Below are 19,555 nucleotides of genomic sequence, written 5' to 3' on the forward strand. Positions count from 1 at the left end.
GCGAACATAGATAACCCGGCCGCCGAGATGGCAGCCGAGGGCTTTTCCCGAATCGCGCTGGGCGTCGAGTACAAGGGCTCGCGCTATTGCGGCTGGCAACGTCAGGCGTCCGGCGTGCTGACCGTGCAGGAAACCCTTGAAGACGCTTTGTCAAAAGTGGCCGCGTCACCGGTGTCACTGATGTGTGCCGGTCGCACGGACGCGGGGGTGCATGCCTGTGGTCAGGTGGTGCACTTCGACACCCAGGCCGAGCGCACCATGAAGGCCTGGGTCATGGGCGCCAATATCAATCTGCCCCATGATGTCAGCGTCACCTGGGCCAGAGTCATGCCGGCCACCTTTCACGCGCGCTTCAAGGCCATCGCCCGGCGTTATCGGTATGTGATCTACAACGATCAGATCCGCCCGGCGCACCTGAATCAGGAAATTACCTGGAACCACCGCCCGCTGGATGTCGAGCGCATGGCGCAGGCTGCCGAATACCTGGTGGGTACTCACGATTTCAGTGCCTTTCGCGCCGGTCAGTGTCAGGCCAAGTCGCCGGTCAAGCAGTTGCACCATCTGCGCGTGACCCGCCACGGCAAGATGATCGTGATCGATGTGCGCGCCAATGCCTTTCTTCATCATATGGTGCGCAATATCGCCGGAGTGCTGATGACCATCGGCACCGGCGAGCGTCCGGTCGAGTGGGCGCGGGAGGTGCTGGAAAGCCGGATTCGGCGTACCGGTGGTGTCACGGCCCATCCTTACGGGCTGTACCTGGTCGGGGTCGAGTACCGTGATGAGTTCCCGTTGCCCGAGCGCTATATCGGTCCTCATTTTCTTACGGGCTTTGCGGAATTGGACGGCTGACGATCCCGGCAGCATTTGCTAACATCCGGGACTTTCCGAAAGGCTTGAGGTTACTCACGACATGTCAGCCGTTCGCAGCAAGATCTGCGGGATTACCCGCATAGAGGATGCACTGGCTGCCGCCGAGGCAGGTGCCGACGCGATCGGTCTGGTGTTCTATCCGAAAAGCCCGCGTGCGGTGACGGTATTGCAGGCGCGTGCCATCATTGCCGCGTTGCCGCCGTTCATCACCACCGTTGGCCTGTTCGTCAACGCCAGTCGCTGTGAGCTCAACGAGACGCTGGATGCCGTCGCGCTGGACATGCTGCAGTTTCATGGCGATGAAACACCCGATGAGTGCGATGGGTATCATCGCCCGTACATCAAGGCGCTGCGGGTCAAGGCCGGTGATGACATTGCCGGGGTCTGCCGGACCTATCGCAATGCACGCGGCGTGCTACTCGATACCTACGTTGAGGGGGTGCCCGGCGGTACCGGAGAAACCTTCGACTGGGCATTGATTCCGGACGACCTGGACAAGCCGGTCATCCTGGCGGGCGGGCTGACGTCCGCCAATGTGGCGCAGGCCATCGCTCAAGTCCGGCCCTATGCAGTGGATGTCAGCGGCGGCGTTGAAAAGAGCAAGGGCATCAAGGATCGGGAGAAAATCCTGGCGTTCATGAGTGCGGTGCACGGCACCTGATGTGACGGCTATTGATCGGCCGCCGTCCATAAGCCTGTTCCCGCCACGAGGCATGCGGGTCGAATCGAGTAAGCGGTGGTGCCACTGAGCAACGCCGTCGTTGTGAAAAATCGGGGTGAGGGGCGCGCAGGTCCGGCCATGAGTCGATCGCTATCCTTTCATCGTCGTCCATATACGAATTTATCCGAGGGCATGCGACTGGCGTTTGATTTGTCAGTCGTTCGAGCCACACCGGTACTGGAGATATAAAGCATGAGCAACTGGTTGGTAGACAAACTGATCCCATCGATCATGCGTTCCGAGGTCAAGAAGAGCTCGGTTCCCGAAGGCCTCTGGCACAAATGCCCGTCCTGTGAGGCGGTGCTGTATCGCCCTGAGCTGGAAAAGACCCTGGACGTCTGCCCCAAGTGCAACCACCACATGCGTATCGGCGCACGTGCACGTCTGAACATTTTTCTGGACGTCGAAGGGCGCGAAGAGCTGGGTGCCGATCTCGAGCCGGTCGACCGTCTGAAATTCCGCGACGGCAAGAAGTACAAGGATCGCCTGACCGCTGCGCAGAAGCAGACCGGTGAAAAGGACGCGCTGATTTCCATGAGCGGCACCTTGCTGGGCATGCCGGTGGTGGCTTCGGCATTCGAATTCTCGTTCATGGGTGGTTCGATGGGTGCCATTGTCGGCGAGCGTTTCGTACGTGCCGCCAACTATGCGCTGGAAAATCGCTGCCCGTTCGTCTGCTTCGCCGCTTCCGGCGGTGCGCGCATGCAGGAAGCGCTGATCTCGCTGATGCAGATGGCCAAGACCTCGGCTGTTCTGGCGCGTCTTCGCGAAGAAGGGCTGCCGTTCATCTCGGTGCTGACCGACCCGGTCTACGGTGGCGTTTCCGCCAGCCTGGCCATGCTGGGTGACGTCATCGTCGCCGAGCCCAAGGCGCTGATCGGTTTTGCCGGTCCACGGGTCATCGAGCAAACGGTTCGCGAGAAGCTGCCTGAAGGCTTCCAGCGCAGTGAATTCCTGCTGGATCACGGGGCCATCGACATGATCGTCTCGCGCAGTGAGCTTCGTCCGCGCCTGGGTAACCTGCTGGCACAGATGATGAATCTGCCGACCCCTCGCTTTGTCGCACCCGTCATCGAGCCAATCGTCGTCCCGCCGGCACCCGCGACGATATGACCTCTACGTCCCTGAGCGACTGGCTCGCCTATCTGGAGCAACTGCATCCGTCGGCCATCGACATGGGCCTGGACCGGTCTCGACAGGTGGCGCTGCAATTGGGGCTTACACGCCCGGCGCGACAGGTGATCACGGTGACGGGCACCAACGGCAAGGGCTCGACCTGCGCCTTTGTCGCTGCCTTGTTGCAGGCTCAGGGCTTGAAGGTTGGTGTCTACAGCTCCCCGCATTTGATTCGCTATAACGAGCGGGTGAAAGTGCAGGGCGCCGAGGCAACCGATCTGGAACTATGCGACGCCTTCGCTGCGGTCGAAGCGGCGCGCGGCGATGTCACCCTGACTTATTTCGAAATGGGCACGCTGGCGGCGTTCTGGCTGTTCGAGCAGGCCCGGCTCGATGCAGTGGTGCTGGAAGTCGGTCTGGGCGGTCGTCTGGACGCGGTCAATCTAGTGGATGCGGATCTGGCGCTGGTCACCAGTATCGGGGTCGATCATGCCGAGTATCTGGGCGACACCCGTGAGTCGGTCGCTTTCGAGAAAGCCGGGATCTTTCGCGCCGGTTGTCCAGCGCTGTGCGGTGACCCGGCGCCCCCCGAGCCGCTGCTGGCCAAAGCCCGCGAGCTGGGCTGTCCGTTGTTGCTGCGTGGCCGGGATTTCGATCTTTCCATAGGTGAAGACAGCTGGGACTGGTGCGGTGTCGCTCAGGGCGAGCAGATCGAGCTGCGCGGTCTGCCGCTGCTCGATCTGCCCATGCAGAATGCCGCGCTGGCGCTTCAGGCCTTTGCCCTGCTGGGGTATCCATTGCAAGCGGATGCGACAGGCAAGGTGCTTGCCGAGACCCGGCTCGCCGGTCGTCTCGATCGCAGGGTCGTCAGGTGGCACGGCAAGTCGCTCAACCTGCTTCTGGATGTAGGCCATAACCCCCATGCGGCCCGGTTTCTGGGCCAACGCCTCGCGCGGCAGCCAGTCGGCGGCAAACGTCGAGCGGTGTTTGGTCTGCTCGGCGACAAGGATCTCGACGGCGTGGTCGCGCACCTTGCACCGGTCATTGAAGAGTGGGCTGTTGCGCCGCTTCCGACCTCGCGCAGTCGGCCAGCAGAAGAGTTGCAGACGGCCTTGCAGAACCTTGGCGCCCGCGTGACGTCCTATCAGAGTATCGCGTTGGCGCTGGAAGCTCAGTGCGCGCATGCCACGCCCGATGACGAGATTCTGCTGTTCGGTTCATTTTACTGTGTTGCCGAGGCCCTTGAATGGTTGGCCCGGTACACCGATGAGGACGCTGCAAATGGCTTTGCTGGATAACGTATTCAAGCAGCGAATGGTTGGAGCACTGGTGCTGATCGCCGTGGCGGTCATTTTCCTGCCCATGCTTTTCACGCGTGAAGATGAAACACGTCAGGTGCAGGTCGAGGCGCCAGCCGCGCCTCAGGCACCCGCAGCTGCGCAGGTGCGGGTCGATCCGGTGCCTGTTCCGGAGCCTCAGGTTCTGCCTCAGGAGCCTGTGCCGGGTGACGATGACATGAGCAGCAACCAGCCGCCTGCCATGCCGATCGCGCCTGCGCCGACTGTTCAGGCTGCACCTGCAGCGCCTGCTGCTCCGGTCTCCAAACCTGCTGCCAAACCGGCACCCGCTCCGGCGCCAGCGACGGCTGCTGCACCAGCAGCGACACCGGCTCCTGCCAAACCTGCAGCACCTGCTGGCGTCGATGCCAATGGTCTGTCGATCAGTTGGTCGGTGCAATTGGCAAGCATGTCCAATCGGGCCAATGCCGACAATCTGCAAAAGACGCTGCGTACCCAGGGCTACAACGCCTACATTCGCACCGCTGATGGCGTGAACCGGGTGTTTGTCGGCCCGCTCATCGAGCGCTCCGAGGCCGATCGCCTGCGCGATCAGCTCGATAAACAGCAAAAGCTCAAGGGTATTGTGGTGCGCTTTCAGCCCGAGCGCGGCTGACCGTTCGGCACCTGGTGCCCCTGGCACAAAGGAAAATGCCTCGCGCCGGTAATCGCTGCTTACCGGCAGGCGGACGCTCTGCTAAAATGCGCCGCCTTATCCGTCTGCAGGCTGCAACGTGCCATTTACTCCGGTTGACTGGGCAATTCTCGGAATTGTCGCCATCTCCGCCCTGATCAGTCTGAAGCGCGGCTTCGTAAAAGAAGCACTGTCGTTGACGACGTGGATCATTGCAGGTGTTGTGGCCTGGATGTTTGGCGCAGGGCTGTCGCAGTATCTGGTCAATTACATAGAAACACCTTCGGCCCGCGTGATCGCGAGCTGTACCATTCTTTTTGTCGCCACCCTGCTGGTAGGCGCCATGGTCAATTTTCTGATAGGCGAGCTGATTCGCGTCACCGGGCTTTCCGGGACCGATCGTTTTCTCGGCATGGTCTTCGGCGCAGCGCGCGGAGGCCTGCTTGTCGTTGTGGCGGTAGGGCTGTTGAGCCTGGGGCCGGTGCAACAGGATCAATGGTGGCAGCAGTCGAGGCTGGTGCCGCAATTTCTCATGGTCGCTGACTGGTCGAAAAACCTGATTCTCGGGATGTCCAGCAAGTGGCTCGCCAGCGGCATCAGCGTACCCGCTGACATGCCGTTCAAGGAACAGATCCTGCCGTCTACAATGCCGCAGGATGTGCTCGGTAAATCCAGTTCCACTAAGTAGGGGTTGTGTCGCATGTGTGGCATCGTCGGTATCGTCGGCAAGTCGAACGTCAATCAGGCGCTGTATGACGCGCTTACCGTCCTCCAGCACCGCGGCCAGGACGCTGCCGGTATCGTAACCAGCCATGATGGCCGGTTATTCCTGCGCAAGGACAACGGATTGGTGCGCGATGTGTTTCATCAACGTCATATGCAGCGTCTGGTCGGGCATATGGGTATCGGTCACGTGCGTTACCCCACCGCGGGCAGCTCGACGTCGGCCGAGGCTCAGCCGTTCTACGTCAACTCGCCTTACGGCATCACGCTGGCGCATAACGGCAACCTCACCAACGTCGAGCAGTTGGCCAAGGAAATTTACGAATCCGACCTGCGCCATGTGAACACCAATTCCGATTCGGAAGTGCTGCTCAACGTATTCGCCCATGAGCTGGCCGTGCGTGGCAAGTTGCAGCCGACCGAAGAGGATATCTTCGCGGCAGTGACCGATGTGCATAATCGCTGCCGTGGTGGTTACGCGGTCGTGGCCATGATCACCGGCTACGGTATAGTCGGCTTCCGTGACCCGGACGCCATTCGTCCTATCGTGTTCGGCCAGCGTCATACCGACGAAGGCGTCGAGTACATGATCGCCTCGGAAAGCGTATCGCTGGACGTGCTGGGCTTTACCCTGATTCGCGACCTGGCGCCGGGCGAAGCGGTCTACATCACCGAAGACGGCAAGCTGCACACCCGTCAGTGCGCGGCCAACCCCAAGTACGCACCGTGCATCTTCGAGCACGTCTATCTGGCGCGCCCGGATTCGATCATCGACGGCATCTCGGTCTACAAGGCGCGCCTGCGCATGGGCGAGAAGCTGGCCGACAAGATCCTGCGCGAGCGTCCGGATCACGATATCGATGTGGTCATCCCGATTCCGGACACCAGCCGGACCGCCGCTTTGGAGTTGGCCAACCATCTGGGCGTCAAGTTCCGCGAAGGCTTCGTCAAGAACCGTTACATCGGCCGGACCTTCATCATGCCGGGCCAGGCTGCGCGCAAGAAATCCGTACGCCAGAAGCTCAACGCCATTGAGCTGGAGTTCCGTGGCAAGAACGTGATGCTGGTGGATGACTCCATCGTGCGTGGCACCACTTGCAAGCAGATCATCCAGATGGCCCGCGAAGCCGGTGCCAAGAATGTCTACTTCTGTTCTGCAGCCCCGGCTGTGCGCTACCCCAACGTCTACGGCATCGACATGCCGAGTGCTCACGAGCTGATTGCCCACAACCGCACCACTCAGGACGTGGCCGACCTCATCGGTGCCGACTGGCTGGTCTATCAGGATCTGAATGACCTGATCGAAGCGGTCAGCGGCAGCAAGAAAATCAAGATCGACAACTTCGATTGCTCGGTTTTCGACGGCAAGTACGTGACCGGCGACATCGACGAGCATTATTTGAACCGGATCGAGAGCGCGCGTAATGACGCCTCCAAGATCAAGACTCAGGCAGTGAGCGCGATCATCGATCTGTACAACAACTAATTGGGCAAGGAGTGGGCGGCATGACTCAGGAATGGGATGCAGGTCGGCTGGACAGCGACCTTGAAGGCGTAGGTTTCGATACCCTAGCCGTACGTGCCGGGCATCACCGTACACCGGAAGGAGAGCATGGCGAACCCATGTTCTTTACCTCCAGTTACGTATTTCGCACGGCCGCCGATGCGGCTGCGCGTTTCTCCGGTGAGGTGCCGGGCAACGTCTACTCACGTTACACCAACCCGACGGTGCGTTCGTTCGAAGAGCGCATTGCCGCACTGGAAGGTGCCGAGCAGGCTGTCGCCACAGCGACCGGCATGGCGGCAACCCTGGCCGTGGTGATGAGCCTGTGCAGCGCCGGTGATCACGTTCTGGTGTCACGCAGCGTGTTCGGCTCGACCATCAGCCTGTTCGACAAGTACTTCAAGCGCTTTGGTGTCGAGGTTGATTACGTTCCTCTCGCCGATCTGAGCGGCTGGGACGCGGCGATCAAGCCCAACACCAAAATGCTCTTCGTCGAATCGCCGTCCAATCCCCTGGCCGAGCTGGTCGACATCGCGGCCCTGGCCGAGATCGCGCACGCCAAGGGCGCGATGCTGATCGTCGACAACTGTTTCTGTACGCCGGCCTTGCAGCAGCCACTGTTGCTGGGTGCTGACATTGTCGTGCATTCGGCCACCAAGTTCATCGACGGCCAGGGCCGTTGCATGGGCGGCGTGGTTGCCGGGCGCAGCGAGCAGATGAAAGAAGTGGTCGGCTTCCTGCGTACTGCCGGGCCGACGCTCAGCCCGTTCAATGCGTGGATCTTTCTCAAGGGCCTCGAAACCCTGAACCTGCGCATGCGCGCTCACTGTGCCAATGCCCAGGCACTGGCCGAGTGGCTCGAGCAGCAGGATGGCATCGAAAAAGTCCATTACGCAGGGCTGAAGAGCCACCCGCAGCACGCGTTGGCCCAGCGTCAGCAAAAGGGTTTCGGCGCTGTGGTGAGCTTCGAGGTCAAGGGTGGCAAGGACGGCGCATGGCGCTTCATCGATGCCACACGACTGATTTCGATCACCGCCAACCTGGGCGACAGCAAAACCACGATCACTCACCCGAGCACCACCTCTCACGGTCGTCTGGCACCTCAGGAACGTGAGGCCGCAGGTATTCGCGACAGCCTGATTCGGGTTGCAGTGGGGCTGGAAGACGTGGCTGATCTGCAGGCTGACCTGGCCCGTGGTCTGGCGGCGTTGTGAGTAGCGAGGCCAGCAAACCGGCCAGTGGCAAGCCGGGTGAGGCGTGGGCGTTGAAATTTTCCAGCGTCCACAATGGTCGTGTCGCCCTGGTGACCGGTGCCGCTCGCGGTATCGGGCTCGGCATTGCAGCGTGGCTGATTGCCGAAGGCTGGCAAGTCGTGTTGACCGATCTGGATCGTGCGCGTGGTTCGAAAGTGGCCGGTGCCCTGGGTGAAAATGCCCTGTTCATTGCCATGGACGTTGCCAGTGAAGAGCAGGTCGCAGCGGGTGTGGCCGAGGTGCTTCGGCAGTTCGGTCGTCTCGATGCGCTGGTGTGCAACGCCGCGATTGCCGATCCGCACAACACTACGCTGGAAAGCCTTGAGCTGTCGCACTGGAACCGTGTACTGGCAGTCAACCTCGGCGGTCCGATGCTGCTGGCCAAGCATTGCGCGCCTTACCTGCGTGCGCATTGCGGCAGCATCGTCAACCTGACCTCCACACGCTCTCGCCAGTCGGAGGCCGACACCGAAGCTTATGCGGCCAGCAAGGGCGGTCTGATGGCGCTGACACATGCGCTGGCGATCAGTCTGGGGCCGGAGATTCGTGTCAATGCTGTCAGCCCTGGCTGGATCGACGCGCGCGACCCCTCGTTGCGCAGAGCCGAGCCTTTGTCCGAGACCGATCATGCCCAGCATCCGGCGGGCAGGGTAGGGACAGTGGAGGACGTTGCGGCGATGGTTGCCTGGCTGTTGTCCAGAAACGCCGGTTTCGTGACCGGGCAGGAGTTCGTGGTCGACGGTGGCATGACGCGCAAGATGGTGTACGCCGAGTAGTTTGCGCGGACGAGCTTCGATTGAGCTATTGCTTGTGCTTGTGCTTTTGGTGTGTGGTGAGGGTTTTGTGATTGAGGCGGTTTTTAAAAAAACTTCAATCAGGCTATTGACTTAGGTTCGTTAGGTGCGTAAATTTCGCGGCCTCAACGAAGCAAAGGGTGATTAGCTCAGCTGGGAGAGCAGCTGCCTTACAAGCAGCGGGTCGGCGGTTCGATCCCGTCATCACCCACCATCGTTGAGTTTGAAAGCTGAAGTACGAGGGCTTTCAAAAGTGATTTTAAAAAGCTTACACGGACGCAAGTCCACAATGCGCAGCGGTAGTTCAGTCGGTTAGAATACCGGCCTGTCACGCCGGGGGTCGCGGGTTCGAGTCCCGTCCGCTGCGCCATATTTGTACAGATCGGGTTCTCCGGGTCTGCGATTGAAAAGCCCAAGGGTCTTTCGGTCACATGTACAGGAAGCAGCCTACCTAAGGTTTGTTTCAAACAGGTTTACAGCGATACGCAGCGGTAGTTCAGTCGGTTAGAATACCGGCCTGTCACGCCGGGGGTCGCGGGTTCGAGTCCCGTCCGCTGCGCCATATTTGCTTCCACTAAGGCCCACTGAACGCCTGGAAGCTACGGAAATAGCGGCCTTGAGCCGTTTTTTTCGTTTTCTGAATTCCACTGGAATCCATTTCCAGCCACGGTTTTTAAGTACACATTTAAGTACACCGCTGGCACAGCCTTTTACGATTCCTTGCGCATCAATTTTCGTATTGGTCCGTCTACCGCTGGGTTGTATTCCCCTCCTTGATCCAAAAGGAGGTGTCTGATGGCTCTGACAGATACAGCGATCAAGCAAGCCAAGCCCGCCAGCAAGCCTTATACGTTAACTGATGGGGATGGCTTATCTCTGCAAGTGCCTACGACGGGTTCGAAACGCTGGCATTTCCGTTTCTATTGGCATGACAAGCAATTGCGCATTTCCCTCGGCACCTATCCTGACGTTAGCCTCAAGGAGGCTCGCCAGCGGAGAGAGGCTGCACGTGCGCTGGTGGCCAACAATATCGATCCCCGCTCACATCGTCGCGCCGAGCGCCAAAAAGCCTCTCACGCCGCCAACAACACGTTTGAAGCGGTTGCTGGTCGCTGGCATGAGTTCCGAAGTAAAAAGCTGACGAAAAGTAAGAAGGGCAGTGCAGGGCAAGCCAGTAAATACCTGAAGAAGGACATGCTGCCGTGTTTGGGCAATCTTCCGATCTCAGATATTTCTCGTGGTGACGTGCTGGAGCTCATTAGGCGAATTGAGCGCAGAGGGGCGCTGGTTTCTGCTCGAAAGGTACGCACCTGGCTCAACCAGATCTTTCGTTTTGCCATGGCGGAAGGGCTAGTTGATGTGAACCCGGCAGCAGATCTTGATCTCGTTGCCGAGACGCCGCGGCCAGTTCGCCATAATCCCTTCCTCCAGGTAAATGAACTTCCAGGAATGCTCAGGACCGTTACCAACTATGGGTGTGCAGAAGCGACACGGCTTGGTATTCGGCTATTGCTGCTGACAGGGGTGCGTACAGGAGAGCTGCGGGCGGCGACCCCAGACCAATTCGATCTCGACAAGGGGATTTGGCTGGTGCCGCCGGAGGGTGTGAAGCAACTCCGGAGCCGTGTTCGAACACAGGGGAATGAGATCCCACCTTATGTGATTCCACTGTCTATTCAAGCAATTGCAATTGTGCAGCGGCTGTTGCAGTTAAGGACGCGCGGTGCGCGTTATCTGCTGGTTCACCGATACGAACCGCAGGAAATGATCAGTGAAAATACCCTTAACACCGCGATCAGCCGGATGGGTTACAAAGGAAGGCTCACCGGTCATGGCATCAGGGCTACGATCTCCACGGCGCTTAACGAGGTTGGCTTTGTAGAAGAGTGGATTGAGGCGCAGCTTTCACACGCTGATACCAACCAAATTCGGGCTGCATACAATCATGCAGAATACGTCGAGCCGAGACGTAGGATGATGCAATATTGGGCGGACTTATTAGATGCGCTAGAGGTCGGCTTTGCTCCACCTAGGCCAGAAACATACATGGCGCAGAGCGGTCGACGTTCAATGGATTTTCTGAACGCGCAGCAGGAGTATGCTGGTGATGGTATGAGGTGCTAGGGTTAGAGTTTTGGAATCAATCCGTCCCGACTATATTTTTCAATGAGTTAGCCCAATCTGAAAAGGTTGGGCTTTTTCATGTCTAAAAAATACTCCCACATTTACTCCCACGGATATCTTGGACCTCGGTAGATATGCCACTTGAGAGGCCTTCAACCGAGCCGGTCGAGCAGCATTTCGACCATTTCTTTGTTCGAGTAGGCGACAATGTCGAGCGGAAGGTTTTCCTGCCGCATAAGCGCGATTAGGGCACAGGCTGTGAAGGCCCAGAATGATGAATCGGCTGGCAGAGTGTAGCCACGGATCATTGCTGTCAGCCGTTCGGTAATCGGTGGATATTCGCTATTGCCCCAACGTGCATGGGGCGGCGTCATCGCATGAATGATGACGGCGGCGAGCGTGATGCCCATCGCACGCTTGTTCTGGACCTGGGCGAAATCGTGTCCGTGTACCTTCGCATAGGCGGCGAGCTCGCTTGTCATGAAAGTTCGGGCATAGGTGTCGCAGGCGATTTCCTCTTCAGGTCGCGTAGAGGGCGCGCGTTTATCGTCGCAGAACATGACTTGGTGGAATTCGTGTAGCAGGGCGAAGGCCAAGGCGAGCGCAACAAGGTCGAATGCCGCCATGTGCTGAATGTTGCCCAGGCCATCACGGTCGGCGCTCGGCAGGGGGATGTCCACCGGCCAGGATACGTCTGAGGTCTTTTCGGCTGTGATGAGCGACTGGGCGGCGGCGATGCGCTGCTTGTAGTCGAATTCATATTGGCCGCGTTCTTCATCGACACTGAGGGCTTGGTCGAGCGGTAACCCGTTGGATGTCGCGACAACTAAGGCTGGTGCGTACACTTCGATGGCCCGCCACGAGCTGAAGCCAAGTAGCCAGAACAAGTCGATCGTCTTAGTGTCGAACTGGATACGTTTCCCGTTGGCATTCATCGTCACGCCCTTTCTACTTGGCGCGACCTCGACGGCATGGCCGTATTGGCTCCAAAGACCGCTGATTTCATCGGCTCGTTCGGGCACGGCGCCTCGGAGGAGATGTAGGATGATCGTCCGATTAGATGGCTCATTCGTCATTGTCGTTGTCTATTCTGTGCTCGTGGGGGCAGGAGGTTGGCGACGGTCACGCGGCTTGCTCGTCACAGCGGGTTTGCCGTCCAACTGTAGATGAGTGATCGACGAGATGACTGAATTCGCCCAAATCGTGCTGCATTCGATGTCGCCATCGCGTTCAAACCAGTGGGTCACGCCGGGGATTAGATCAAACGGGATGGGATGTGTGGCCAATGGGTTGTGAAACACTTCCAGTTCCTGACACCAAGCTTCGCCCCACGGCCAGAGTGCTTGGTATTCGGCACTGTCGACGGCAAGGTTGAAATCGATAGGCTCTAATGCGCCCGGAGTTCGGTCGACGAGAATGTCGCGCCTGATCATCGCCAGCCCGGGCGGTCGCCATCCTGCCAAGAAACCCATGCGGTTGAATTTGGCGAGCGTTGCAGAATTACTGAAGATGACGGCCGAGAGGTGTGCGAAATTTGGGTCGCGGAAGAGCCCAGCAGGAATGCTGTGTGGGTCCGTCAGATTTGAGATCGGCACTCCAATCGCGCGACGATCAGTGCCATCTCCGGTGACGTCCGCGCGTAAGCTGTAGAGGTAGGTGGGAAGAGCCTCGCGGCTCCAAACCATGGAGCCGAAATCATGGAAGTCGGCGATCGCTAAGGCGAACGGCTGTCCTTTTACAAGGTCCAGTTCATGATAGTTGCGCTGGAGCTTGCCGCGCAGCGTCTTTGCGAATCGTTCCGCCGGGTTGCCTGTGAACCGTTCAATGCAATCCTTTGGGGCGTGAACTCATTTCCCAATACCGCCGGCGCGTGGAAGCTCTGAGTTTGCTGTAACTGCCTCAATCCAGCATGCGTTACCTCCTTCTCGATCAAGAAGTCGGGAGAGACATGGTCTTGTCGGACGTTCAAACCCTGCTCACGAAAGCAGCTGAAAAGGTAGAGCTCGAACAGAGGGGACGCAAAGTTGTTGGTTTGAAAATCCGAGACGAAATTGGCGTCGGGGTTGGGAAGCGCCAGGTAGCATTCGCCGACCGCCATGAGCGCCGGCAGATGGTTGATCGTGGTTGTCAGCAGCTGGAACTCTGGAAATGTCCACGCGGCCCCGGTTTCAGCAAATGCGGGCGACGCCTGACTCCTGGCGGCGATGGTTCCGGTGGATCACTGGCAGGCATAGCGACGGTGAGTAGGTCTAGTGCAGTCTCGGGTGTGGAGTAGGGCCCGCTTTCATCTACTTTGATCCAACAGTGGTCGATGCGGCGGCGCATGGCCAGATATGTGAAAGCTCCTGTGTCCGGATCAAGAAGAATGCAGCCGGTTACGCCGCCGGTTTCGGCCTGATAGGCACTGAAAATATGTGCGGGGTCGAAATTGGGACCGTGCTCGAGCGACAGGGCATAGAGCTCCAATTGGCGCTGGCTAATTAAGGTGAAAAGTCGAGTTTCGCCGGTTGCGGACATGGTCGGCCTCTTAGCCCTTTATGTAGCAGATGCGCGAATTCAAGTTCCTCTTCACAAGGACTCCGCTGCGGCAAGAATGTCGGTGGACTCCCAGTTGTCGATCTCGCGGATGGTCACGAACTAACGGTCCCAGACGCCCCAATTCACGGTCAATGGTGCCTGTGCCAGGATATGGTGAACATAGGTGATTGGCGGAACCTGACGCGAGAGGTTGCCAAGGCCAACCCGTGACCAGATCACGCCAGAGATATCTGCGAAGCGCTCGTCAAGAAATGCCGAGCGCGGGATCGGATTGCGTTCTCGGTGGATCAAGGGAGAGACGTGAAAGCCTTCTTCGATGACATCGCCTGTATCGCGATCGATAGTGAGGAAAGCATCGCCGATGGGGAACAGTGTCGTCATGATGAGTGGTAAGGGATGTTCGGGGACATAGATGCCGAAGCGGCTGGCGCTGATCGCGACGATGCGAGCGTCTTCCGGGTCGATCACGCCCTGTTCGATATAGCGGCTGATCTTCGTTGCTTTGGTCCAGAATGCCCTGGAGGTCCGAAGTTGCGCTTGACGGATCGGCGCAGCAATAAGGCCTCCGCCCTCATTGATCGGCACAGGACGCACAATCCGTTATGGTCCCGCAGCGCGTCCGTCTGGAGCTATAGCTTCGATCCAGATACGGCGATTCTCTTCAAGCACGCATAGGTCGGGCTGGCCGCCTTCGCGCTGACGGTCGGCAACGGGCAACAATGTGCGCCCCGCCTCAAAAAGTGTGCAACCCAGATACATCCCCCGGAAGCGTACATCCACGTCACGTGCGAATCCCTGGCGGAAGTCTGGATCGGCATAGAGCTCCTAGTGGGTCCAAAGCTCTTGCAGTGTGACGCGAAGCTGCTGCTCAACCGGGCTTTCGGCGGCCTTCAGGTTCTCGAACCCCAGATCGAGATTGGAACCTTCAACATCGAGTAGGTCGCTCATTGTCTGATTGTTTCCATATGCAAAAGCGCGGGTGAGGGGGGTGACGACAAAAGTTTTGTCATACGGCTCTCTATGCTCTCTTAAATGTCTGAGTTATGACTTTTTTTTTTGGCTGAGATTTGGTGGTCCGATGAGAATTAAGGAGAGTTTTAATCCGATCAAGGATTTTAAACTGGAGGAACTTGATGATCCAGATTTCAAGGAGGACTCTGTTAGGGAGGAAATTATTTTTCCTATATTGAAGCATCTAGGGTATTCGGCTAGTAAGCCATATAAAATTATTCGCAGTAAACCGCTTGTTCATCCTTTCATATCGATTGGTAGCTCTCGAAAAAAGATTACCTGCATCCCGGATTACCTCTTTGAAGTAAATGGTCAGTATTCGTGGCTTCTTGAAGCAAAGGCTCCGGACGAAAATATCACTTCAGGGGCTCACGTTGAACAGGTTTATTCTTATGCTATTCATAGTGAGATTCGTGTGCCAATGTTTGCATTGTGTAATGGTCGGGAGTTTGTGCTTTTTAATATAAGTAAGCCGGACCCTATATTGCATTTTGCAATGGCTCTGTTGCCTCAGTATCTGGATGAGCTTAAGAGGATTCTGGGGCCAGAAAACTCATTGAGTTATGAATTTAAGTTAGCGAAGGATCTTGGCCTGCATCTTAAGAGGCTTGGCTTTCATCAGGTCGAGCATTTAATATTTCCAGGTGTTCCTATAAGTTTCATTGCCCAGCTTGATGGCAATATGTTCACAACTGGAAGTAGTACTGCGTTGCCTGGTGGCGACAGCTATGTTGTTTCGCTAGATTTCGGGCTGAGCGCCCTTGCTCAGTTGACAGCTAAAATACCCGCAGACGCAATGAAAAATCTCCTTGAAAGAAAATCCGCAGGGAGGTCTTGCGTCAGGTTTACAAATGCGTCGATATTGACAACTGTGGATTGTCGTGTTGGTGAGAAGCTAGAAGAAAATTCAGATGAGATTTTTATGCCCCTCATTGTAAATAATTTTATTTGACGTGCTCTGTTGCTGGTGAAGCAGCTGACCTCTTCGGTAGGGGTATAAAATTAGAAGAAAATGTACGGCAGTCCACGCAGTTTTCGGAATTACGGTCGTTGTAGGCCGTTGGTTGTTGGCAAACAGCCACGTCGAGCGCCCGGTACGGGCGCTTTCTTCTGCCTGATGTTGGCGCTGATGCCGAATTGCCCGACCTGCTTGGGCAAGACTGACCCTGGCATGAATAAGTAGATAGCCAGCACAGACGGCCGCAGCTCAAGGATTTGCTTTAGCGCATCGTTCAGCTCAGAGGCCGGAACGACGGCCTCACCGGCACTGACTGCCGACAAGCTGGCTTCCTTGTAAAGCTTGCGCCACAGGAAAAGCTGGTTGGCATTCATACCCTTGCGCCTGGCGACTACTGAGACGCTCTGCCCGGGCTCCAGGCTCTAGCGCACCATGGCCAGCTTCTGCTCGGGGCTCCAGCGCCGCCGCTCTTGACTAAGCAATTTGCCCCCACCCTTGTCGTTACTGTTAGTCATAAACATATCTATGGTCACCCCCATTTTTGCAATGCTGATTAACGGGCGATGTGGTGGCTTGCTTAAATCTATCAGGCGTCTGTTGGGGCAAGCCCCGCGCCACGATGAGAGTCGCGCCCGGCGATCCTTAAAAACCCGTGCGGCTTAAAAAGCCAGATGTTTATCCAGGATCTTCGCCAGGCCGGTTGGCCGTTCACATCATCTGTTGTTCAACTATCGCAAAACCTGAAAGGTGAATCGTGGTACAGCAACAACCGAAGGATCAGGCTTTCACCACGTCTGGCCCTGCTTCGTATTGGGTGTGGTGCGCAGAAATTGCCCAGGCTATGCGGGCCAGCTTGTTGGCCAGCGCGCAGGCAACCACGTTGGAATGCCGCCGTGTCAGCAGCGATCGCACCCATTCGGCCAACCCGCCCTTTTGGCGCTCCAGATGCCGCATATAGACTCTTGCGCATTGCACTAATAGGCTTCGCAGGTTCTTGTCTCCCCGCTTGCTGATACCTAACAAGTTGGCTTTGCCACCGGTGCTGTACTGCCTTGGCACTAGGCCTAGCGAAGCCGCGAAGTCTCGACTACAGCCGTACTGCTGTCCGTCGCCCATTTCCACAGCCAGCAGGCTGGCGGTGATCGGGCCGATACATGGCATGCTCAGCAAGCGACGGCCTAGATCATCGTCAGCCAGTTGGCCCGCCAGTTCTTTATCCAATTGCTTGATTTGCTCGTCCAAGTAGACGAAATGATCATGCAGACGGTGCAGCAACACCGTCAGCCGAACAGGCAACTCATGCTCCGCCAGAACGGCCGACAGGCGTTTCATCACGGCCAGGCCTTGCGGCAGACTGATACCGAACTCGAGCAAGAAACCGTGCATCCGGTTGACCGCCTTGGTGCGGTCTCGGATCAGCGATTCGCGCAGCCGATGCAATACTGAAAGAGTCTGCTGGCCTTCGGTCTTCGGCGAAACAAAGCGCATTGTCGGGCGCGAAGCGGCCTCGCAGATGGCCTGCGCATCGACGAAATCATTTTTGTTGCCTTTGACGAAGGGCTTAACGAACTGCGGGGAAATCAGCTTGGCCTGATGCCCTAGGGCGGTCAGTTCGCGTGCGACGAAGTGCGCTCCGGCGCAGGCTTCCATCACCACGGTGCACGCGGGCAGGTTGGCAAAGAACCGCATCATCTGCTGTCGTGAAAGCTTCTTGCGAAACAGCTCTCGGCCAGGTTTGTCTTGGCCGTGCAGATGGAAGGTTTGTTTGCCGAGGTCGATACCGACCAGTGCCAAATTGCTCATGGTGATGGTCTCCGAATTAAAAACACCCTACGAAAGCGTAGCCTTCGCAGGATGTCGGGGGTGACCATCTCATTACCCGTCTGCCTACCCCTTATCTTAAATATCCTGTCTTTCAAGTGGCTCGTTCACGTCCTTGAAGAATCGATGTTCGAGAGAGTGAGCACGTTCAGGTTTTTGGAGGCTTTACCCGCTTCGCTTTAGAGATCAAGTGATGGGTCTTAATACCGCTATCAGCCTCGGACCGGGATGCGCTGGCTGGGTGATGCTGGTCGGGTGGCGCTGAGGCTGCTATGGGCGCTGCGTTTCGTGCTAGGCGGGATGGCGGACTACTTGCGCGACCACCGCATCGAGGTGTTTCAGCAGTAATGAAGGAGGTGTTGATCCGAACCCCGCTTCATGGCCACGGAACGGAGATCATCCAGCGCACTTGCCCAGCTTGATGGTTTTGCCTAGGGCGAACAGCGTGCTGTCGATGTGCATCAGGTAATCCGCTGACTCTTTAAGTTGCGGGTCGAAGCATTCGGTTTTCAGCCAGCTCTTGTAATCGTTGATACCAGAGACCTGGTTGTTGAGCAATGTGATCCGGCGGATGGAGTCCATCTTTTTTTCGTCGTTGCGATCGGCGCGCCATAGCAGGAAACCACGCAGGACATGCTGGTCGATGATGGGCTCGCGCTTGTCGGCAAGGTGGCGGCCAAACTGGTGGAACACCTGTCCCGGGCCGTTTTTCCGGGCAGTGTCGGCATGGGCGCCGCGCACTCCTTCGACGATGTGCGTCACCTTCGCCAGGTCGCCGTTCTTCCAAGCAATGGAATAGAGCAGCTTTTCCAGCGGTGACAGCGTCCTGGCGCTGATTCGGGGGTGGAGCTCGCCCTCGTCGGTCAGCAGCCCGTCGGCTATCAGGGTGGCGATCTCATCGCTGTTGATCGAGAGCCGCAGTTCCGGGTAGTCATTACGGTCCAGTCGATTGACATGAAGGTCGGGGCGCTGGGAGACGATGGCCGAAAACTCATCGGTAGAGCGTGCCCGTAGAATGTCGGCGAACACCGCATCGACCAGCTTCAGGGCTTGGACGTTGTTCACCTTCAAGCGTCCTCGCCGACGTTGTTGTAGGTCTTGCGGTTGACCAGCCAGGGCAATGCTGGCTGGCTGCGAACGTGCTTGTAGCGGCCCCTGGCGAATTCATAGGTTTTCAGCTCCTGGAAATAGCGACTGCGCCCGTGCCATTCATAGGTCACGAGAAATACCAGCAATGGCTTGTCCGCGTGTTCCCATACCCCGTGTATGCGCTCCAGCGCCATCTGCAGCTCAGTGACCCTGGTGTAGCCGATGAAGGTCTGAAACACTGCATCATCAGCGCGTTTCAGCAGCTTTTCGAACTCATTGATATCGGTATGGGCGCGTTTCCATTCCCATTCCACATAGGACAGGGTTTGTTCCGGAAAACGTATGACTGCATCGGTACGGCCGCCTTGCTCGAATAGTGCGCGAGCGCCGAGCAGGGTCGCGCATTGCCTGACCACCAAGCCGATATGAATAGTCCAGTTGGCAGGGTTGGCCATGGAGTGCTCCTCTGTCACGGGAAAGTCTCGATACCAGAGGCAGTTGAAGAGGGTTACGAAATCTCGTTCGATGCGTTTCACCGGCATTCCTTGCATGGGGCAGGAGGAGGGGGGGCATCATATTGCAATAATGTGGCGATGGCACACCGCCTCATAATTACTGTTGCTGCAGGGCCATGTGTTTGCGGTACCTGCAGTGTGCTGAACTGCTGCGTCAGCAACGTCTAGACGGGGGATACAGCAATATCGGGAGTGTGTCCCCGGTCCAGCTGGCGCAACTGGAATTTCACGGCTGTCATGGTGCCCATCGACGCCAGTGCCTTGTTCATCCAGATGATGGGTCGTAGTTTCGAAGCATTGTCCCGCCCCTGGCGCCACTGCCTTGCCAGGTCGGGCTCCATGGCCAAAACGGTACCGTTCCCAGCCATGGCAATACCCGAAGCGATCACCTGTTCTACCACGGCGCGATGTCGGATGCCGCCGGCAACCATCAGCGGCATTTCCGTCACGCCCTGCAAATCCCGGGCAAAGTCGATGAAGTAGGCGTTCTGGGCTAGGGGCCGTCCGTAGGGCGCTGTAGGTGTTCCTCTAGCAGTGCTCCGGC

Annotated in this window: 21 protein-coding genes, 3 tRNA genes and 1 pseudogene; 15 read left to right on the forward strand and 10 right to left on the reverse strand. The window is 57.7% G+C overall.

Features of this window, described 5'->3' with window-relative positions:
* Window positions 1-27: 27 nt before the first annotated feature.
* The 13 genes from truA (at window position 28) to PCPL58_RS10105 (ending at window position 11,079) form a co-directional block, all read left to right on the forward strand.
* Window positions 28-852, forward strand: a complete 825-nt coding sequence (gene truA, locus PCPL58_RS10045; RefSeq protein WP_003368434.1) for a tRNA pseudouridine(38-40) synthase TruA — start codon at window positions 28-30, stop codon at window positions 850-852.
* A 61-nt stretch (window positions 853-913) separates the two neighbouring features.
* A complete protein-coding gene (locus tag PCPL58_RS10050) occupies window positions 914-1,534 on the forward strand; it encodes a phosphoribosylanthranilate isomerase (protein WP_003368435.1) in 621 nt (206 codons plus the stop codon).
* Between the two features lie 252 nt (window positions 1,535-1,786).
* The gene (gene accD / locus PCPL58_RS10055) at window positions 1,787-2,707 is read left to right on the forward strand and encodes an acetyl-CoA carboxylase, carboxyltransferase subunit beta (protein WP_003318491.1); all 921 of its coding nucleotides are present in this window, start codon (window positions 1,787-1,789) and stop codon (window positions 2,705-2,707) included.
* Window positions 2,704-4,008, forward strand: coding sequence for a bifunctional tetrahydrofolate synthase/dihydrofolate synthase (gene folC / locus PCPL58_RS10060; RefSeq protein WP_065349333.1), 1,305 nt, complete (start codon window positions 2,704-2,706; stop codon window positions 4,006-4,008). The genes accD and folC overlap by 4 nt, the downstream gene beginning before the upstream one ends.
* Entirely contained in the window at window positions 3,992-4,663 is a 672-nt protein-coding gene (locus tag PCPL58_RS10065; RefSeq protein WP_003368439.1) for an SPOR domain-containing protein, read from the forward strand. The genes folC and PCPL58_RS10065 overlap by 17 nt, the downstream gene beginning before the upstream one ends.
* Window positions 4,664-4,781: 118 nt before the next feature.
* Window positions 4,782-5,369, forward strand: a complete 588-nt coding sequence (locus PCPL58_RS10070; RefSeq protein ID WP_003318487.1) for a CvpA family protein — start codon at window positions 4,782-4,784, stop codon at window positions 5,367-5,369.
* Between the two features lie 12 nt (window positions 5,370-5,381).
* Complete coding sequence (gene purF / locus PCPL58_RS10075) at window positions 5,382-6,890, forward strand: amidophosphoribosyltransferase (protein WP_003347797.1); 1,509 nt, start codon at window positions 5,382-5,384, stop codon at window positions 6,888-6,890.
* Between the two features lie 20 nt (window positions 6,891-6,910).
* Complete coding sequence (locus tag PCPL58_RS10080; RefSeq protein ID WP_003368440.1) at window positions 6,911-8,122, forward strand: O-succinylhomoserine sulfhydrylase; 1,212 nt, start codon at window positions 6,911-6,913, stop codon at window positions 8,120-8,122.
* 50 nt (window positions 8,123-8,172) lie between these two features.
* On the forward strand, window positions 8,173-8,937 hold the full coding sequence (locus PCPL58_RS10085) for an SDR family oxidoreductase (RefSeq protein WP_161428779.1): 765 nt from the start codon (window positions 8,173-8,175) through the stop codon (window positions 8,935-8,937).
* A 156-nt stretch (window positions 8,938-9,093) separates the two neighbouring features.
* Window positions 9,094-9,169: transfer RNA gene (locus PCPL58_RS10090), tRNA-Val, on the forward strand.
* A gap of 79 nt (window positions 9,170-9,248) precedes the next feature.
* Window positions 9,249-9,325: transfer RNA gene (locus PCPL58_RS10095), tRNA-Asp, on the forward strand.
* A 115-nt stretch (window positions 9,326-9,440) separates the two neighbouring features.
* Window positions 9,441-9,517 (forward strand) — tRNA-Asp (locus PCPL58_RS10100).
* 233 nt (window positions 9,518-9,750) lie between these two features.
* Window positions 9,751-11,079: a tyrosine-type recombinase/integrase gene (locus tag PCPL58_RS10105; RefSeq protein ID WP_065349335.1), complete on the forward strand. Its 1,329-nt coding sequence runs from the start codon at window positions 9,751-9,753 to the stop codon at window positions 11,077-11,079.
* A gap of 152 nt (window positions 11,080-11,231) precedes the next feature.
* On the opposite strand, the gene PCPL58_RS10110 is transcribed toward PCPL58_RS10105, so the two are convergent.
* Entirely contained in the window at window positions 11,232-12,101 is an 870-nt protein-coding gene (locus PCPL58_RS10110) for a phage exclusion protein Lit family protein (RefSeq protein ID WP_157893897.1), read from the reverse strand.
* A 63-nt stretch (window positions 12,102-12,164) separates the two neighbouring features.
* Window positions 12,165-12,764: a hypothetical protein gene (locus PCPL58_RS31720; RefSeq protein WP_197676931.1), complete on the reverse strand. Its 600-nt coding sequence runs from the start codon at window positions 12,762-12,764 to the stop codon at window positions 12,165-12,167.
* A 66-nt stretch (window positions 12,765-12,830) separates the two neighbouring features.
* On the opposite strand from PCPL58_RS31720, the gene PCPL58_RS32310 reads away from it, so the two are divergent.
* Entirely contained in the window at window positions 12,831-12,962 is a 132-nt protein-coding gene (locus PCPL58_RS32310; protein WP_269453997.1) for a hypothetical protein, read from the forward strand.
* 244 nt (window positions 12,963-13,206) lie between these two features.
* Here PCPL58_RS32310 and PCPL58_RS31725 read toward each other — a convergent pair whose 3' ends face one another.
* The 3 genes from PCPL58_RS31725 to PCPL58_RS32315 all read right to left on the reverse strand — a co-directional run bounded on the left by PCPL58_RS31725 (window position 13,207) and on the right by PCPL58_RS32315 (window position 14,565).
* Window positions 13,207-13,596, reverse strand: coding sequence for a hypothetical protein (locus tag PCPL58_RS31725; protein ID WP_197676932.1), 390 nt, complete (start codon window positions 13,594-13,596; stop codon window positions 13,207-13,209).
* Between the two features lie 120 nt (window positions 13,597-13,716).
* A complete protein-coding gene (locus PCPL58_RS31730) occupies window positions 13,717-14,202 on the reverse strand; it encodes a hypothetical protein (protein ID WP_197676933.1) in 486 nt (161 codons plus the stop codon).
* Between the two features lie 240 nt (window positions 14,203-14,442).
* A complete protein-coding gene (locus tag PCPL58_RS32315; RefSeq protein WP_269453998.1) occupies window positions 14,443-14,565 on the reverse strand; it encodes a hypothetical protein in 123 nt (40 codons plus the stop codon).
* Between the two features lie 130 nt (window positions 14,566-14,695).
* Here PCPL58_RS32315 and PCPL58_RS10125 point away from each other — a divergent pair, with 130 nt between their 5' ends.
* On the forward strand, window positions 14,696-15,580 hold the full coding sequence (locus PCPL58_RS10125) for a type I restriction enzyme HsdR N-terminal domain-containing protein (protein ID WP_065349337.1): 885 nt from the start codon (window positions 14,696-14,698) through the stop codon (window positions 15,578-15,580).
* A 248-nt stretch (window positions 15,581-15,828) separates the two neighbouring features.
* Here the strand turns inward: PCPL58_RS10125 and PCPL58_RS29360 are convergent.
* The 5 genes and pseudogenes from PCPL58_RS29360 to PCPL58_RS30790 all read right to left on the reverse strand — a co-directional run.
* Window positions 15,829-16,101 (reverse strand): annotated as a pseudogene (locus PCPL58_RS29360) (transposase); the annotation flags it as partial.
* A 262-nt stretch (window positions 16,102-16,363) separates the two neighbouring features.
* Window positions 16,364-17,389, reverse strand: coding sequence for an IS110 family RNA-guided transposase (locus PCPL58_RS10135; RefSeq protein WP_065349338.1), 1,026 nt, complete (start codon window positions 17,387-17,389; stop codon window positions 16,364-16,366).
* 414 nt (window positions 17,390-17,803) lie between these two features.
* Window positions 17,804-18,472 carry a hypothetical protein gene (locus tag PCPL58_RS10140; RefSeq protein ID WP_065349339.1) on the reverse strand — a complete coding sequence of 223 codons (669 nt, stop codon included), beginning with the start codon at window positions 18,470-18,472 and terminating at the stop codon, window positions 17,804-17,806.
* Between the two features lie 2 nt (window positions 18,473-18,474).
* Window positions 18,475-19,032, reverse strand: coding sequence for a hypothetical protein (locus PCPL58_RS10145; RefSeq protein ID WP_173926060.1), 558 nt, complete (start codon window positions 19,030-19,032; stop codon window positions 18,475-18,477).
* 143 nt (window positions 19,033-19,175) lie between these two features.
* Complete coding sequence (locus PCPL58_RS30790; protein ID WP_157893898.1) at window positions 19,176-19,451, reverse strand: hypothetical protein; 276 nt, start codon at window positions 19,449-19,451, stop codon at window positions 19,176-19,178.
* Between the last annotated feature and the right edge of the window lie 104 nt (window positions 19,452-19,555).

This window comes from Pseudomonas cerasi, assembly GCF_900074915.1.
Taxonomy (GTDB): domain Bacteria; phylum Pseudomonadota; class Gammaproteobacteria; order Pseudomonadales; family Pseudomonadaceae; genus Aquipseudomonas; species Aquipseudomonas cerasi.